At 50.4% G+C, this 16,279-nt stretch carries 16 protein-coding genes; 10 read left to right on the forward strand and 6 right to left on the reverse strand.

Annotated elements, in window-relative coordinates:
- Positions 1-13: 13 nt before the first annotated feature.
- The 4 genes from MAQ5080_RS13765 (at position 14) to MAQ5080_RS13780 (ending at position 5,261) form a co-directional block, all read left to right on the forward strand.
- Complete coding sequence (locus MAQ5080_RS13765; protein WP_067212028.1) at positions 14-1,210, forward strand: UbiH/UbiF/VisC/COQ6 family ubiquinone biosynthesis hydroxylase; 1,197 nt, start codon at positions 14-16, stop codon at positions 1,208-1,210.
- Positions 1,211-1,503: 293 nt separating this feature from the next.
- Positions 1,504-2,475, forward strand: a complete 972-nt coding sequence (locus tag MAQ5080_RS13770; protein ID WP_497706740.1) for a Fe(3+) ABC transporter substrate-binding protein — start codon at positions 1,504-1,506, stop codon at positions 2,473-2,475.
- A gap of 27 nt (positions 2,476-2,502) precedes the next feature.
- Positions 2,503-4,164, forward strand: coding sequence for an ABC transporter permease (locus MAQ5080_RS13775; RefSeq protein ID WP_067212024.1), 1,662 nt, complete (start codon positions 2,503-2,505; stop codon positions 4,162-4,164).
- Positions 4,165-4,181: 17 nt separating this feature from the next.
- Positions 4,182-5,261 (forward strand): ABC transporter ATP-binding protein, encoded by a 1,080-nt coding sequence (locus tag MAQ5080_RS13780; RefSeq protein WP_067212021.1) that lies wholly within the window; start codon positions 4,182-4,184, stop codon positions 5,259-5,261.
- Positions 5,262-5,316: 55 nt separating this feature from the next.
- Here MAQ5080_RS13780 and MAQ5080_RS13785 read toward each other — a convergent pair whose 3' ends face one another.
- A complete protein-coding gene (locus MAQ5080_RS13785) occupies positions 5,317-6,183 on the reverse strand; it encodes an HDOD domain-containing protein (protein ID WP_067212016.1) in 867 nt (288 codons plus the stop codon).
- A gap of 112 nt (positions 6,184-6,295) precedes the next feature.
- On the opposite strand from MAQ5080_RS13785, the gene MAQ5080_RS13790 reads away from it, so the two are divergent.
- The gene (locus MAQ5080_RS13790) at positions 6,296-7,492 is read left to right on the forward strand and encodes a class I SAM-dependent rRNA methyltransferase (RefSeq protein WP_067212012.1); all 1,197 of its coding nucleotides are present in this window, start codon (positions 6,296-6,298) and stop codon (positions 7,490-7,492) included.
- Between the two features lie 41 nt (positions 7,493-7,533).
- Here MAQ5080_RS13790 and MAQ5080_RS13795 read toward each other — a convergent pair whose 3' ends face one another.
- Genes MAQ5080_RS13795 through MAQ5080_RS13810 form a run of 4 tightly spaced genes read right to left on the reverse strand, consistent with a single transcriptional unit; the run spans position 7,534 to position 10,494 of the window.
- Entirely contained in the window at positions 7,534-8,127 is a 594-nt protein-coding gene (locus tag MAQ5080_RS13795; protein WP_067212009.1) for a Crp/Fnr family transcriptional regulator, read from the reverse strand.
- Positions 8,120-9,028, reverse strand: a complete 909-nt coding sequence (locus tag MAQ5080_RS13800; RefSeq protein ID WP_067212006.1) for a DMT family transporter — start codon at positions 9,026-9,028, stop codon at positions 8,120-8,122. Before MAQ5080_RS13800 ends, MAQ5080_RS13795 begins: the two co-directional genes overlap by 8 nt.
- A 10-nt stretch (positions 9,029-9,038) precedes the next feature.
- Positions 9,039-9,857: an arylamine N-acetyltransferase family protein gene (locus MAQ5080_RS13805; RefSeq protein WP_067212002.1), complete on the reverse strand. Its 819-nt coding sequence runs from the start codon at positions 9,855-9,857 to the stop codon at positions 9,039-9,041.
- A 13-nt stretch (positions 9,858-9,870) separates the two neighbouring features.
- Positions 9,871-10,494: a nitroreductase family protein gene (locus MAQ5080_RS13810; protein ID WP_067211999.1), complete on the reverse strand. Its 624-nt coding sequence runs from the start codon at positions 10,492-10,494 to the stop codon at positions 9,871-9,873.
- 126 nt (positions 10,495-10,620) lie between these two features.
- Here MAQ5080_RS13810 and MAQ5080_RS13815 point away from each other — a divergent pair, with 126 nt between their 5' ends.
- Both MAQ5080_RS13815 and MAQ5080_RS13820 read left to right on the forward strand, forming a co-directional pair.
- Entirely contained in the window at positions 10,621-11,220 is a 600-nt protein-coding gene (locus MAQ5080_RS13815; protein WP_082861132.1) for an NAD(P)H-dependent oxidoreductase, read from the forward strand.
- A 28-nt stretch (positions 11,221-11,248) separates the two neighbouring features.
- Positions 11,249-11,758, forward strand: a complete 510-nt coding sequence (locus MAQ5080_RS13820) for a hypothetical protein (protein ID WP_067211995.1) — start codon at positions 11,249-11,251, stop codon at positions 11,756-11,758.
- 73 nt (positions 11,759-11,831) lie between these two features.
- Here MAQ5080_RS13820 and MAQ5080_RS13825 read toward each other — a convergent pair whose 3' ends face one another.
- Complete coding sequence (locus MAQ5080_RS13825) at positions 11,832-12,497, reverse strand: histidinol-phosphatase (RefSeq protein WP_067211992.1); 666 nt, start codon at positions 12,495-12,497, stop codon at positions 11,832-11,834.
- A 134-nt stretch (positions 12,498-12,631) separates the two neighbouring features.
- Here MAQ5080_RS13825 and MAQ5080_RS13830 point away from each other — a divergent pair, with 134 nt between their 5' ends.
- The 3 genes from MAQ5080_RS13830 to lgt are packed head-to-tail and all read left to right on the forward strand — an operon-like array spanning position 12,632 to position 16,269.
- Positions 12,632-13,132 carry an RNA pyrophosphohydrolase gene (locus tag MAQ5080_RS13830; protein ID WP_067211989.1) on the forward strand — a complete coding sequence of 167 codons (501 nt, stop codon included), beginning with the start codon at positions 12,632-12,634 and terminating at the stop codon, positions 13,130-13,132.
- A gap of 31 nt (positions 13,133-13,163) precedes the next feature.
- Positions 13,164-15,449, forward strand: coding sequence for a phosphoenolpyruvate--protein phosphotransferase (ptsP, locus tag MAQ5080_RS13835; RefSeq protein ID WP_067211986.1), 2,286 nt, complete (start codon positions 13,164-13,166; stop codon positions 15,447-15,449).
- A 22-nt stretch (positions 15,450-15,471) separates the two neighbouring features.
- Positions 15,472-16,269, forward strand: coding sequence for a prolipoprotein diacylglyceryl transferase (gene lgt, locus MAQ5080_RS13840; RefSeq protein WP_067211983.1), 798 nt, complete (start codon positions 15,472-15,474; stop codon positions 16,267-16,269).
- Positions 16,270-16,279: the final 10 nt, after the last annotated feature.

Consider the following 16,279-nt stretch of genomic DNA (forward strand, 5'->3'; position numbering starts at 1 on the left):
ATAGAGGTTTGGCATGGCCAGAGAATACGATGTAATCATTGTGGGTGCCGGAATGGTGGGCGCCTTAACGGCGGTCCTCACGGCGCAAAAGGGGCTCACGGTTGCCCTGATTGATAAGCACTCTGGCCGCTATGCCTTATCCACTCCACCGGCCTACGATGCCCGTGTCAGTGCCATCTCGAAGTTATCCCAGCAATCGCTCGAAGAAGCGGGTGCGTGGCAGCGAATCGCCCAAGGTCGCCTAGCACCGTACCACAAAATGGCGGTTTGGGACGGACTTGGGGATGGTTATGTGGATTTCGATGGGAATTATCAACAGGCGGGCGATTTAGGTCAGCTTGTGGAAAACGCGGTGTTGTGTGATGCCTTGATGAAAAGCGTGCACGATACCCGTGGCATTGATCTGTATTTTGACGACAGTGTCGCTGCTCAGCGTCATACCGATGTCGGCGTGGAAATTGATTTGGCCTCGGATCGTCAGTTGCAAGGCGCTGTCTTGATCGCCGCCGATGGCGCAAACTCGCAGCTACGTCAGCAAAATGGCTTTGATACGGTGGAATGGGACTATGGCCATCATGCCATCGTCACCACAGTAGAGATTGATCAAGCCCATGAAAACACTGCCTGGCAAGCATTTGGCGAAGAGGGCATTTTGGCTTTCTTGCCTTTGCCAAGTGTTGAGGGTAAGCACTATGTCTCGATTGTTTGGTCGGTGGCGCCCACGGATGCGGAGCAGTTAGTGGCACTGGATGATGCGGCGTTCTGTAAACGTCTGACCTATGCCATCAATCGCCGCTTTACGGCGTTGTCGGTTACCGTGCCACGTATGGCGATCCCGCTGCGTCAGCGTCATGCCAAGCAATACGTGCAAGAGGGCTTAGTCTTAATTGGCGATGCGGCACACACCATTCATCCGCTGGCAGGACAAGGGGCCAACCTGGGGTTTGCCGATGTCAGCGCCTTGGTGCCGATTTTAATCAAAGCCCATCAACGTGGTGAAGCGTTGGGGTCGTTAAAAATCCTACGTCGTTATCAGCGTGCGCGCATGCTCGACAACATCGCTATGTCAGCGTCCATGGAAGCCTTCAAACGCATGTTTACCACACAACAGCCGGTTGTGGTGCAGCTACGCAATATGGGCATGAAACTGTGTCAATCGTCTCCTATGATCAAGCGTCAGCTGGTGGCCCACGCGGCGGGTGTGCGCTAACGATATCCTGTTACAAAAAAGAGAACTAAGGTTCTCTTTTTTGTCTATTCAACCCGTTAAATTAGATTTATAGCAAGCCCGCGACGATCCGTGCGGAAAAGCTATGTAAACAAAAACTGTTTTCATTTATAGTGATATTTATATCGTCGTATTAACAGTTCAGTTTTTGAGCTTTGGTGAAATAGGTTGTTAAGATGAAAGGTCCAGCACAAGTTTTGGGTACAAACCCACGTTCTCAGATGGTCAAAGGTGTGTCTCTATCTGTTTTGACAGGCGCGCTATTGGCCAGCTCAATGGCTACGGCAGCCGGTGAAGTAAACGTTTACTCAGCACGCAAAGAAGCCCTAATTGCCCCAGCACTTGACGCATTCTCAAAAGCACACGATGTCACCGTTAATTTGGTTACAGGGGATGCCGATGCTTTGTTGCGTCGTCTACAAGTTGAAGGGTCGGCGAGTCCTGCGGATGTGTTTATTACGGTGGATGCTGGTCGTTTATACCGTGCCAAAGACGCCGGCGTATTGCAGAGCTTTGCTACCGATCTGATCGAAGAAACCGTGCCGGACAATCTACGTGACCGTGATGGTTACTGGTACGGTTTGTCACAACGTGCGCGCGTGATTTTCTACAACCCTGAAAAAGTCGATGCCAGTGAGCTATCAACCTATGAAGATCTAGCTGATGCCAAATGGCAGGGGCGTATCTGTGCGCGCTCTTCTTCTAACATCTACAACCAATCCCTAGTGGCTTCGATGATTGAAGCAGAAGGGGCAGAAGCGACTCAAACTTGGTTAAACGGCTTTGTTAGCAACTTTGCACGCCCGCCATTTGGTGGTGATACCGATCAGCTAAAAGCGGTCGCAGCAGGTGTGTGTGATGTGACCTTGGCGAATACCTACTACTTTGGCCGCCTTGGTCAAAGTGACAAAGCCAGCGACCGTGAAGTGTACGACAAAGTGGCGCTGTTCTGGCCAAACCAAGATGAGGGCGATCGTGGTGCCCATGTCAACGTCAGTGGCATTGGTTTAACCGCTGCGGCCACTAACATTGATAATGCCAAGCTGCTGGTGGAATACTTGATCAACCATGAAAGCCAAGTTTGGTACGCGGATGTCAACAACGAATACCCAGTAGTAGAAGGCATTGCTCCGCCAAAGAGTTTGCAACCATTTGGTGAATTTAAAGCCGATTCTATGTCCTTAAGTGTACTGGGTGACAATAACCGTCAAGCAGTTGAGATGATGGACGCGGCGGGTTGGAAATAAGTTCACTGAACTAGAGTAAGTGTTTTAATGTCGACATTGACCCATGCTAATCCCATTTCGACGAGTCGAAATGGGATTTCTTTGTTAAAGCTGAGCGCGATTTTTGTCGCCTTGGCGCTGGCCATTCCCGTATTGATCGTGGTGATCAATATCTTTTTGGGGGGCAGCGGTGTATGGCAACACCTGTATGAAACGCTGTTGTTTGACTATGTGTCGAACTCCTTTTTACTGATGCTGGGAGTCACCCTAGGGACTTTGGCCATGGGCGTTCCCGCGGCATGGTTGACCAGTGTTTGTGAGTTTCGTGGTCGTAGTATGCTCTCTTGGGCGTTACTGCTGCCATTGGCTATGCCAGCCTACATTATTGCCTATACTTATACGGGCTTATTCGATTTTGCCGGTCCCGTACAGACCTTTATCCGCGATGTCACGGGGTTAGGTTACGGTCAGTATTGGTTTTTTGAAATGCGCTCCCTAGGTGGCGCCTTTGCCATGCTGTCACTGGTGCTGTATCCATACGTCTACTTAATGAGTCGTGCGGCGTTTTTGGAACAGTCAGCTAATACCTTAGAAGTGTGTCGTACCCTTGGTTACTCAACCCCACAAGCTTTCTTTCGTTTGGCCTTGCCCATGGCGCGTCCGGCGATCGTCGCTGGTGTGACCTTAGCGATGATGGAGACGTTGGCCGATTACGGGACTGTGCAGTACTTTGGTGTGACCACCTTTACCACGGGTATCATGCGTACCTTCTATGGCTTTGGTGATTTGGCGGCGGCGTCACAGCTGGCGGGCATCTTATTGTTATTTGTTGCAGTACTGATTTTTGCTGAGCGCTACTCGCGTCGTAAGATTAGTTATCATGGCTCGGGGCTGCGTAAAGCCAGCCAGCGTAAGATTGAACTGCGCGGCATTTATGGGCTGGTAGCCTTTGTTGCCTGTGCGATCCCTGTGTTCGCGGGGTTTGTGATCCCTGCGCTGGTGCTGTTGTACTGGGCGGTGTTTGAAGCCGAAACCGTGGGCTGGGACTTTGTGCAACTGTCGTGGAACTCCTTCTATTTAGCAGCGTTAGCGGCTTTGATTACGGTCTCGCTGGCGTTGGTATTAGCCTATGCCGGTCGCTTACACAAAGAGAAGAGTGTACAAATGGCCATTGTCACGTCCGGTATGGGGTATGCGTTACCTGGTACCATTATCGCCATTGGTGTGATCGTGCCTTTAGCATGGCTGGACCATCGCATCATTGCCTTTGTGCAGCAGACGTTTGATACCAAGATTGGCTTATTCTTCTCCGGCACCATTATTGCGCTGTTGTTTGCTTACACGGTTCGCTTTATGGCAGTCTCACTAGGTTCGGTGCAAAGTGGCTTAGGTAAGATCAAACCCAGTATGGACATGGCTGGGCGCTCCTTGGGCTGTTCACCGGCGCAAGTGTTACGCCGCATTCACGTTCCCTTGCTGAAAAGCTCGGTGCTAACGGCGCTGTTGATCGTTTTTGTGGATGTCTTGAAAGAGTTACCAGCGACGCTGATTTTGCGTCCCTTTAATTTTAATACGCTGGCGGTGCGAGCTTTCGAACTGGCTTCCGATGAGCGTTTGGTTGATGCGGCACCGGCTTCGCTGATGATTGTCGCAGTGGGTCTCATCCCAGTGATTTTATTAAGCCGCTCGATATCATCGAGCACGCATTAGGCTTAATGGGGTATAACATGACGGCAATGCCACCAAATAAAATGTTAAAAGAACTAAAACTAAGCAACATTGCAGTGGGCTACCAAGGTGTCCCCGTAGTACAGGATGCTAACTTTCGTATCGTCGAAGGCCAGATCGGCTGCTTACTTGGCCCAAGTGGCTGTGGCAAGTCGACTCTACTGCGTGCCATTGCAGGCTTCGAACCCTTGTTGGCGGGAGAGATTACCCTCGATAATGAGCTGTTGTCGTCGGCGAGTAAAACCTTAAGCCCGGAAAAACGCAGCATTGGTATGGTGTTTCAAGACATTGCTTTGTTTCCGCATTTGACCATAGGCGCCAACATTGCCTTTGGCTTAAAAGGTTGGTCAAAAAAACAGGTGGCGGAACGCATTGACCACTTACTGGAGTTGGTCGGACTGAGTGGCTACAAAGACCGCTATCCGCATTCCCTCTCCGGTGGTCAGCAGCAGCGTGTGGCCTTGGCTCGTGCCATTGCACCTAAGCCTAAGTTGCTATTAATGGACGAGCCCTTTTCGGGCTTGGATGCGAAATTGCGCGAGGAGCTGGTGCCGGATATTCGTGCCATTCTGCAACTTGAAAAAGTCAGCGCGATTCTGGTGACCCACGATCAGGCAGAGGCCTTTGCCATGGCCGATCAAGTGGCGATTATGGAGTCTGGGCGTATTCTACAAGTGGGCACGCCGTATCAGATTTACCATGAGCCCGCGTCGCGCTTTGTGGCGATGTTTATCGGCCAAGGTGATTTTTTGCCCGCGGTTGTGTGTGGTGACAATTGTGTACACTCTGATTTAGGAGAGATCCAAGGTCAGCTGAACCATGGTTTTGAGTCGGGAGCTAAAGTCGATTTACTGGTACGCCCAGACGATATCCTGCATGACGATGACAGTGCCTTTAAAGGCTTAATCGTCAGTAAATGGTTCCGTGGTTCCTACTTTTTATATCGCGTGAAACTGCCGTCTGGCAAAGTGACCTATTGCTTCTCATCGTCACATCATAACCACGCCATTGGCCAAGACATTGGCATCAGTGTGCACCTAGATCACTTAGTGATGTTTCCTAGGGAAGAACGTCAATAATATCTAATAAAAAAGAGCGCCGCGGCGCTCTTTTTTATTTTACAGAAGGGAAGCTTTAAAGATTGCCAATGCCTTGTTCGCGGCAGGTATCAATGATCCCTTCAAAATCGTATTCGGTTAGCTCTAGGTGCTCTAGGGCGTGATGGCCGACCAGCATCCATTCATAATCTTCAGCCGCTTTGCCAAGGTGTTTGTAAGTGGCACTGATATGCTCGGCCATTTTTAGAATCGACATAAAGGTCAGGTACTTACTATCACCGGCTATGCGTTCGTTGAACAATTTTTGCGCACGGTGATGATGAGCAATGACATAACAACACGCTTTCGGAAGCGCCCAAGACTTGGCCAGGTAATAACCCACCACGGAATGGTTGGTGCGAAACTTTTTGTTCTCAATGTCGGTTAACTCAAAGTCGTAGCTCTGATAGCCTTCTTCTAGCACGGCTTTGTAACCGTCAAAGCGGCTCATCATCAGCGGGATACCGGCGTTGTGAAACAGGCCCAGTGCGTAACATTCGTCTTGGTATTTGAAGCCGATCTGATTGGCAATGCTGGAACACACGGAAGCCACATCCATAGCGTTGTCCCAGAAGTTATGTAACTGCTCAATGGCACCATCGGATAGCTCACTCTTGACCGCTAAGCCATTGACGATATTGGCCACAGAATGAATGCCGAGCATCATCACGGCTTGCTGGATCGATGAGATTTTACGGGGTAAGCCGTAGTAAGCCGAGTTGACGAATTTCAATACCGCGGCTGACAGGCCAACATCTTGGGAAATGATTTGTGCGATTCGAGCCATATCAGGCTCCGGCATGGCTTGCTCCATATGCAGATCAACCATGACCTGAGGCTGAGGAGGGATGGTGATCCCCTGCAAAACCCGCTTTAATTGCTCGTCATTTAAACCAGTAGACATCGTAACCCCTGTGAGTATTGGCGGATGAAAGTAAGTGAATTACGCCGATAACGTAGAAATCCATAACTGAACACTTATAATAGCGTTTTTTTATGTAACCTTGGTGAGTACTTTGAGTGTAATTAGGTTAAAAGGGCAAGCAGACAGAAGACTTCGTGCGGGCCATCAGTGGATATATAGCAATGAAGTGAATACCGATGCGACACCTTTGAAGCAGTTTAATGCTGGGGATCAAGTGATCGTGGAAACGGCACACGGCAAGCCAATAGGTGTTGCCATGATCAACCCTAATACACTGATTTGTGGTCGCTTGGTGAGCCGCAGTATCGATATGGTTTTAAACAAATCGACCATCGTACATCGACTTAAGATTGCCTTGTCATTGCGTGAAATGAGCTACCCAGAGCCTTACTACCGTTTGGTATTTGGCGACTCGGATGGCCTATCGGGTCTAGTGGTGGATCGTTTTGGCGATATTCTTGTGGTGCAAATTTCCACCGCCGGCATTGAGCGTTTGAAGACTGAAGTTATCGAAGCCCTGCAAGAAGTAGTCAAGCCAAGCGCGATCCTGATGAAAAATGATGGCAAGATGCGTAATGTCGAAGGCTTGGACACTTACGTGGAAGAAGTCTTTGGGCACGTGCCGGAAGTGGTCTACCTAAAAGAAAACGATGTGCTGTTCCAAGCACCGGTATGGGATGGTCAAAAAACCGGTTGGTTCTACGATCACCGTGAAAACCGCAAAACCATGCAACAGTTTTGTTCCGGTAAAAAAGTCCTAGACGTGTTCTCTTACGTCGGTGGCTGGGGTGTACAAGCCGCTGCTGCAGGCGCCACGGATGTGACCTTTATCGATGCCTCTGAAGCAGCATTGGATCACGTGGATGCCAACTTGGCGTTGAACCAATACGAAGGTGAAGCGAACCTGATGCAAGGGGATGCCTTTGAAGCGATGCAATCTCTGATTGAAGAGAAACAGCGCTTTGATGTCGTGGTCATGGATCCGCCAGCGTTTATCGCCCGCCGTAAAGACATCAAAGCGGGCGAAGGCGCTTACCACCGTGCTAACCAGTTGGCCATGCGCCTGGTGGCAAAAGGCGGTATTTTAGTATCCGGTTCTTGTTCCATGCACCTAGAGACGGGCCGTTTGCACGACATCGTGCGCAGCAATAGCCGTCAGCTAGAGCGCTTCTCACAGCTGATCTACCGTGGCACGCAAGCGCCGGATCACCCAGTGCATCCAGCGATTCCGGAAACGGAATACTTAAAAGCACTGTTTTATCGAGTGCACAATAATATGGGTCTATAAGACTTTTAAAAAACGCAGCTTAGGCTGCGTTTTTTTATGGCTCAGCAGGCATTGCTTTTTAATTGGGCGCGAATACGACTCAAGGCAATGGGGGTTATGCCAATATAAGACGCAATCTGTTGTTGCGGCAGTACGTCCTTCAGCTCTGAGAAGTCACGACAAAAGTCCAAATAGCGCTGCGTAGCGGAGTGCTTCACCATAGCGTATTCTTTTTGCTCCTTGGCAATAAAAATGCCTTCTAAGAACTTGGCATAGGCTTGCGTAAAGGCTAAGTCTTGGCTCATCTGTTGATAAAAGTTCTGCCACAAAAATGAAATCGCCACACTAGGGCAGACCGCTTCAATACTAAAGAGCGCGGGTTGAGTAAGGCCTAGAGCGCGAGTGGAACCCACCAACTTAGGCGCCTTGGCAATGGTCTGTGTATATTCCTTGCCGTTTTGTGAAACGCTGTAATAGCGCACTAAACCACTGCATAAAAAGAACATACGGGCACACGATTCGCCCTGCTGCAGCAAGCAGTCGCCTTTAGCGAGCGTGTGCACCTGGATCTCGGTATTGCACAGACGCCAATCAATTCCCGCTTGGTATTGATCGAAAAAGTGCCTCAGTTGCTGTGTTAAATATTGCTTATCCATCGCGTGACTCTGAAGGGCTAATAGGACGGCTGTCAATCATCAATAAGGCCAATAACACCATAGCGGAGCCGATAATAAAGCCATAGGAATAGAGCATAATGGCCCGGCTTTGACTGGCTTGATATAGGGCAACCCAGATGGGCACAGTATAGCTGAAGGCCAATAGGCGTGATGCCCCACCAGAGCGAATAACTAGCTGCTGCAGCACAAAGGTTAGCAGGGTGGTAAACAGGGTCAAATACAACAGTAATAGCCAAAAGGTTGAACTCTGCCAAGCCACCTCAGCAAGCTCCCCCCATAGTAGGGTGATGGGCAGCAACCAAATACAGCCAAACAACAGGATGCGATAGGCGCCCGCAAAAGCGCTCACTTGCCGTCCCCAATGTTGCACGCTAATCACGTGTAATGCCAATAAGCCACAGGCTATAAAATAGATGCCATCACCCACATGCCATGTCAGCACGCCGTCACGTGTAAAGACCAAGACGCTGATGGCACCAGCGGAGCCAATCATATAACCGAGCCAGTGCTTGAAGGAGGTGCGTTGGCCAAAGCACAGCATCAGCAGAGCGCCGAGTAAGGGCACGAAGGTATACATGACGGAGGTGTTTAAAGACGACGTGGTTTTTAACGCACTAAACAGACCGATAAAAAAGCCCACCAAGGCAGCGCTGATCAATAGATACTTTAGGGTCAGCGAAGTGGATTGGAAGACGGTCCTCAAGGAATGTTCCGCCGGTTTTGGCAGCCAATAGTAAATCGGAGTCATCAATACCAGTGCCATCATAAAACGTAGCCCCGTTGTGGCTAAAGGTGAGGCATAAGAGGTGACATAGGCTGACACAACAAAGGATGAAGCCATCAGCCAGGACCAAATCAGGGCGGCAACAATAGACTGCATTGGGGCCCCCTTAAGGTTGCATGTTGTCGAGTCTTGGCGCGAGATAGTGGCTAAACAAAAACTCACATACCTCCTGTTCGCTACTGAGGTTAAACACCTGTGTCAGTGCTTCAAACAGTGCCTCTGAGGACGCGATCAAACGACTTTCACGACCGCTCGCGCTGTGGTGTGTCAGGCGTTCGTTAGTGATCACATAGGTCTCGCGCGCGCTTTTTTGGCTCACGACGAGGTTATTCACAAACGCCGCGTGCGGATGTTTATGGGAGTAAAAGTGCCCCATTTCACAATCCGCATCGCTGTAGTGGGCTAAATCAAAGCGGTATAAAAGAAAGGGGCCATTTTCCCGTAATTGCCACAGCTCATACTCTTGCTGGTTATTCTGTACCACCTGGTAGCGCTCAAAGCCCGCCTGTTGGGGTAAACGATTAGCCAAGGCCAGAGGCTTAATCGGGCAAGCGGCACCAAAGCCGATGTCGACTAGGTAGTGCTCACCCGCCAGCTTTACCAAGGTTATACGATGTGTTCGTGGTACTGGCCGCTCATCATTGTTAATGACCCTAGCCAGAACTAGGCGAACCTCAAAACCGCAAAGGGAGAGGGCTTCATAGGCCAGTTTATTGTGCTCGAAACAGTAGCCACCTAAGCCTTGTTGTACCACCTTATGGAGAATGGCTTGGCTCTGCAAAGAGATCTCTTGATGCAGCAAAACCGCTAAGTTATTAAAGCTGAAACGTTCTAGATGGCGCTCGGTAAAGGTGCTGAGAAAGTCTAAGCTGGGAGCCTTGGGCTGGCTTAAGCCGAGCGTTGTAAGGTAATTGAGAAGTGTCATACAGGGCGCACCTTTAAGCGAAAAAATGGGCAAATTCAGTCGTTGGAGTACGTACTTTTTCAGGCACAGCAATGCTGTTGTCACGGTAGCCAACGGCACAGATAACGCAGGCATTTAACTGTTTCTCAGTCAGGCCTAACACATGATTAAACGCCTCTTGATCAAAGCCCGTCATTGGGCAGGCATCGATGCGTTGCATCGCCGCTTCGCTCAGTAGCGCTCCCAAGGCTAGGTAAGCCTGCTGTTGGGCCCAGGCTTGGCGTTGTGGCGAGTTTTGAGCGGCCAGAGCGGATTTAATGTGCTCGGCGTAGCCATCGGCGCTGCCGACTTCTGTGCCAGTTTGCTGGTAATAGCGTTGGAAATAACGATCAACAGTGTGATCTCCGATCTGAGTGTCATTCACCAGTACCAACAAATGCGAGCACTGGGTAATTTGGCTTTGGCCATAGGCATGCTCTGACAGCTGAGCTAACACCTGTGAGTCGTCAATGACCCAGATTTGATAGGGCTGCAAACCATAGGACGACGCGGCCAGTCGAGCGGCTTCGATTAGATCGTGGACACGTGCCAATGGAACTTTGTCACTGGAAAACTGTTTTAGTGAATAACGCCATTGCAGGGCAGGGAGAGTGCTCATGGTATTTCCTCTGTTTGGTGTGCATTGGACGTTACTGTAAGCTGGCCTTAAGAATGAGTAATTAACCTAGGTTTAGTCGACCTAATTATTCCTCTCAGCGTTCATCTATTTACAAGGAGCGACTCAATGTATCGAATCAATCAGTTCAAAACGCTGTTGTTGGCAGTCATGACGCTAATGCTGTGCAATCTGGCGTTGGCCAATGACAAACCCTATCAAACCGATATTAAAACACTGGTGATTGTGTCGCACCCGTACCCAGAGCGTTCGGTGATGACCAAGGGCATGCAAGCAGCCGCGGAGAGTGTCGCTGGGGTGACGGTGCGTAATCTAGAAACTCTGTATGGCTTTGATACCCGTGCTATTGATGCGTCTCTAGAAAAGCAGCTCACCCGTGAGCATGACCGTATTGTGTTTATGTTCCCCACCCATTGGTTCAACATTACGCCGATGATGAAGGCCTATATGAATGATGTTTGGGGCAGCGTCGGACCAGGTCTTTGGCAGGGCAAAGAAATGCTACTAGTGACGACAGCGGCAGGGGGCAGCACCACCTACGGGGCATCGGGGCGCATTGGTGTACGCTTGGAAGATGTGTTTACGCCGATGCAAGCCAGTGCCTTGCATGCGGGCATGACTTATTTAGAGCCTTTGGCGTTCCAAGCCATTTCCTCTGCTAAACTGCCAGAGTATCAACAGCAGTTAATTGAGCGTTTGCAGCGATAATGTTTAATAACGATAAAGGGAGCAAACTATGAAACGAGTCTTGGGGGCTTTTGCGTTAGTCGCCTTAGTACCACTAGTGGGGTGTGCATCGAAAACAGTGACGCCATCATTGTCTATGGGGGACAGTGTCGTGTTAGATGGCATTGAGGATCAACGGGGCCATGTGTTTGATCATCAAACTAGTATGCAGGCGCTGTTATTTGTCGATGGCATGAGTGCTAAAGACCTCGCCAGAGAAAGCCTTGAAAGCATTGATACGGCTTGCATGGAGCAAGGCAAGTTGGTGTATCTGGCGGACATCAGTGGTATGCCAAGTTTGATTTCAGATCTGATTGCGATCCCTAAAATGCGCCGTTACCCCTATCCCATCTGGCTTGACCGTGAGGGCGATGTGTCGGATTCGCTGCCCGTGCGTGAGGATCAGGTCACTGTGTTGAAGGTCAATAATCAAGTGATCGAATCGGTCTCTTTTGCCGCCAATGCGGCCATGCTGACAGAGTACATTGCTGATGTTTGCCCTGCCGCCAGCGCTACCTAGTTCAGAATAAGCGCCAGCACAATAAAAAAAGCGAGTCATTAGACTCGCTTTTTCGTATCAGGGAGAACAGGGCTTACCAAGAATTGCCGCGCAGAGAAATATGCGGCCAGCCGCGCTCTTTCGCGATATCGGTCAGGGTCGGGTCGGCGTCCACGGCAATCGGGTGGTCGACCAGCTCCAGCAGGGGTAAGTCATTACGAGAATCACTGTAGAAGTAGCTACCGTCCATGGAATGGCCGGTTTCTTTAAGCCAGTCGTTTAGACGTGTCACCTTGCCCGCTTGGAAGCTCGGCACACCGACAATGTTGCCAGTGTATTCATCGTCAATCACTTCGGGCACTGGCGCGATGATATGATCCATGCCTAGTTCTTCGGCAATGGGGCCCGTGACAAATTGGTTGGTCGCGGTGATTAATAGCAATAAATGACCTTGATCCTTATGGAATTTGATCAATTTAGTGGCTTCTTCTTGCATCATCGGACGCACTTTGTGATCCATGAACTCGGCATGCAGGGCATCGCGTTCTGCTTTGCTAAAACGTGTCAGTGGTTTTAGGCTAAACGCAAGGTATTCAAAAATGTCTAACGTACCGGCTTGGTACTGTTCAAAAAAGCGGTCGTTTGCTTCTTTGTATAGCTTTACATCTACCAGCCCTTTCTCAACTAGAAATTGTCCCCAGTTGTAGTCGCTGTCGCCGCTTAGCAGCGTACCGTCTAAGTCAAATATTGCCAGTGTCACAGCATCACCTATCGATTAAATTGTGCTACACAGTATAGCGATGGCATTGACAAATTACAGCCCGATTAATTGTGCGAAACACGGAATTGTGGAACAATGCTGTGCATTAGATTTTAGTTATAAGGTGAGAGCTCGTGATTGATGCAGACGGATACAGACCGAATGTAGGCATCATCTTGATGAACGAGCGAGGCCAGTTGCTTTGGGCGAGACGCGTAGGTCAAAACGCGTGGCAATTCCCCCAAGGTGGCATTAAAGCGGATGAAACGCCAGAACAAGCCTTGTATCGAGAACTTAAAGAAGAAGTGGGCTTAGAACCACATCAAGTTGAGATTGTCGGTAGAACGCGAGGCTGGTTGCGTTATCGTCTTCCTAAGCGAATGCTTCGTCATAACAGCAAACCCCTGTGCATCGGACAGAAACAGAAATGGTTTTTGCTTTCCATTCGCTGCGCGGATGCGTGCGTATGTGTTGACGGAACAGACTGTCCTGAGTTTGATGGATGGCGCTGGGTTAGCTATTGGTATCCGCTGGGCCAAGTGGTTGCGTTCAAAAAGGATGTCTATCGTCGTGCATTGAAGGAATTAGTGCCCAATGCACACAGATGGCTAAAGCGTAGGAATAAGCCTGTATAAGCTTCCTTCTACTCCAGACAGTTGAGGATATATGTTAAGTTTATTGAGACGAATCACCCAAGAGGTTACGGCAGCACAGTCGCTCCAAGCCGCGCTCGAGATCATCGTGCGTCGTGTGCGACGTGCCATGCGCTCTGAAGTGTGCTCAATCTACTTAGTCGATCCCAACACTCAAGATTACATCTTGATGGCGACTCGCGGTTTGAATGCGGAAGCCGCCGGCAAACTAAGCTTAAAAGCCGATGAAGGCTTGGTCAGCTTGGTCGGACGTCGTGCGGAACCGGTCAACTTAGAAGACGCCCATGTGCACCCTGCGTTCCACTATTTAAGTGGTACCGGGGAAGAGCGCTACAAATCCTTCCTTGGTGTGCCGATCATTCACCATCGCCAGGTGCTCGGTGTTCTGGTGGTACAACACGAGGAACGCCGTCGTTTCGACGAGGGTGAGGAAGCCTTTCTGATTACCCTGTCAGCCCAGCTGGCCGGGGTGATTGCCCACGCGGAAGCGACGGGTGCCATGATGTCGCTCACGTCGAGCACGCCAGCCGGCTCCGATTTCCGCTACAAAGGCGTCGCGGGCAGCTCAGGCGTGGCGATTGGTAAAGCGGCGGTGATTTTCCCACCTGCCGATTTAGATGTGATTCCTGATCGCACGCCGCAAAGTGTCGAAGCGGAGGTGGAAGATTTCTACCAAGCCTTAGAAGCGGTACGTGCCGACATTAAGAAAGTCAGCAGTCGTTTAAGTCAACACATCAGCAGTGATGAAAAAGCGCTGTTTGATGTGTATTTGAAGATCCTAGACGACAACTCGCTGGCCGCAGAGATAATCAAAAAGATCGAAGAGGGTAACTGGGCACCGGGCGCCTTGCGTCAGGTGGTGAAGTTGCACATTTCCTTCTTTGAGCAAATGGAAGACCCTTACTTACGTGAGCGGGCCACGGATATTCGTGACCTGGGTCGTCGCATCCTGTCCCATTTGCAAGAGAAAACCCCAAGTGTCACCGAAGAGATAACGGAACCGGTCATTATCGTCGGTGAAGAGCTTACGGCATCGATGTTGGGGGAATTCCCACTCGATAAAGTCAAAGGTCTGGTCTCCGTGATGGGCTCAAGCAGCTCTCACGTGGCCATTCTCGCCCGTGCTATGGGCATTCCAACGGTGATGGGGGCAGTCGATCTGCCTTACAGCAAGTTGGATAAGGTCGACATGATTGTCGATGGCTACTCTGGCCAGATTTTCACTTACCCATCCGATGCCATCATCGATAGCTACCAGCAGATCGTTGATGAAGAGCGTCAGCTAGAAAGTGAATACGAGCAGCTCAAGGACCTGCCTTGTGAAACCCTCGATGGTCAGCGCATTGGCTTATATGTGAACACAGGTCTACTGGCAGACGTTAACCGTTCACTTGATCGTGGTGCGGAAGGGGTCGGTCTATATCGTACCGAAGTGCCCTTTATGATCCGTGATCGCTTCCCTACCGAAGCTGAGCAAGAACAAATTTACCGTCAGCAGCTGGAAGGCTTTGCCCCCGCGCCGGTGACCATTCGTACCCTAGATGTGGGCGGTGATAAGGCCTTGCCTTATTTCCCCATCAGCGAAGAGAACCCCTTCCTAGGTTGGCGCGGCATTCGCGTCACGCTCGACCATCTTGAAATATTTATGGCACAAATCCGTGCCATGATTAAAGCCAGCGCTGGGCTGCATAACCTGAAAATCATGCTTCCGATGATTTCTAACGTGGCCGAAGTGGAAGAAGCTTTGGCCTTGATTCGCCGTGCCTACGCCGAAGTCAAAGAAGAAGGCTACGATGTGGTCATGCCACAAGTGGGCGTGATGATTGAGGTGCCAAGTGCCGTGTACCAAGCCAAAGAATTGGCCGGCATGGTGGACTTCATGTCTGTTGGCAGTAACGACTTGACCCAATATCTGTTGGCGGTCGATCGTAACAACTCGCGCGTGGCGAACCTGTACCACAACTTCCATCCTGCGGTACTGCGTGCCTTGGCCGACATCGTCGAGCGTACCAAGGGCGAAGGCGTCAAGTTGAGCGTCTGTGGTGAGCTAGCCGGTGACCCGCTGGGGGCCATTTTGATTATGGCGATGGGCTACAACACATTGTCCATGAGCTCCACTAGCTTACCCAAAGTCAAAGCGGTATTGCGAAAGTTAACCATGGAGCAAGCGCAAGATATGCTGCGCCAAGTGCTGCCTTTGGTGCACTCGGATGCGGTGCGTCAAACCATGATGAAACTCGTGCGTGAAGCCGGTGTCGAACGTCTGATCCGTCCGTCTAAAACGGCTGCGCTTCAATAAATCAACAGACTGTAGACCCTTTATGATTGCCTATCCAAATATCGATCCGGTAGCGGTATCGCTCGGTCCTATTGCCATTCATTGGTATGGCCTGATGTACTTAATCGGTTTTGTTTCCGCTTATTACCTGGGCGTGTATCGCGCCAAACGCTCGAATGGCCTATGGACGCCAGAACAAGTCAGCGACATGATTTTCTATGGCGCGGTGGGCGTTATCCTCGGTGGCCGTATCGGCTATATCCTGTTTTATCAATTTCCTTCTTTTGCCGATAACCCACTGCTGTTGTTCCGTATCTGGGAAGGCGGTATGTCGTTCCACGGTGGCCTGTTAGGGGTGATCCTAGCCATGTGGCTTTTTGCCCGTAAGACGCAAAAACACATCATCGACATCTTGGATTTTGGCGCGCCGTTTGTGCCGATTGGTTTGGGCTTAGGCCGCATTGGTAACTTTATCGGTGGGGAACTGTGGGGCAAGGCCACGGATGTTTCTTGGGCGATGATTTTTCCAAGCGATCCATTACAGCTAGCACGCCACCCGTCGCAGCTGTATCAGTTTGCCTTAGAAGGCGTAGCCTTGTTCACGATTCTTTGGTTCTTCTCGCAAAAGTCGAAGCCACGTTACTGCGTCTCAGGTATGTTCCTATTGTGCTACGGCATCTTCCGTATCTTGGTGGAGTTTGTACGCGAGCCTGACCCGCAGCTGGGCTACATTGCCTTTGGTTGGTTAACTCAGGGGCAGATCCTATCGACGCCTATGGTACTGTTGGGGATAGCGCTATTGGTCGTTGGCTTTAAGTTGCAACGCTACCCACAGAAGTAAGCCCTGCTTG

It is taken from the genome of Marinomonas aquimarina (assembly GCF_900089755.1).
In the GTDB taxonomy this organism is placed as follows: Bacteria; Pseudomonadota; Gammaproteobacteria; order Pseudomonadales; family Marinomonadaceae; genus Marinomonas; species Marinomonas aquimarina.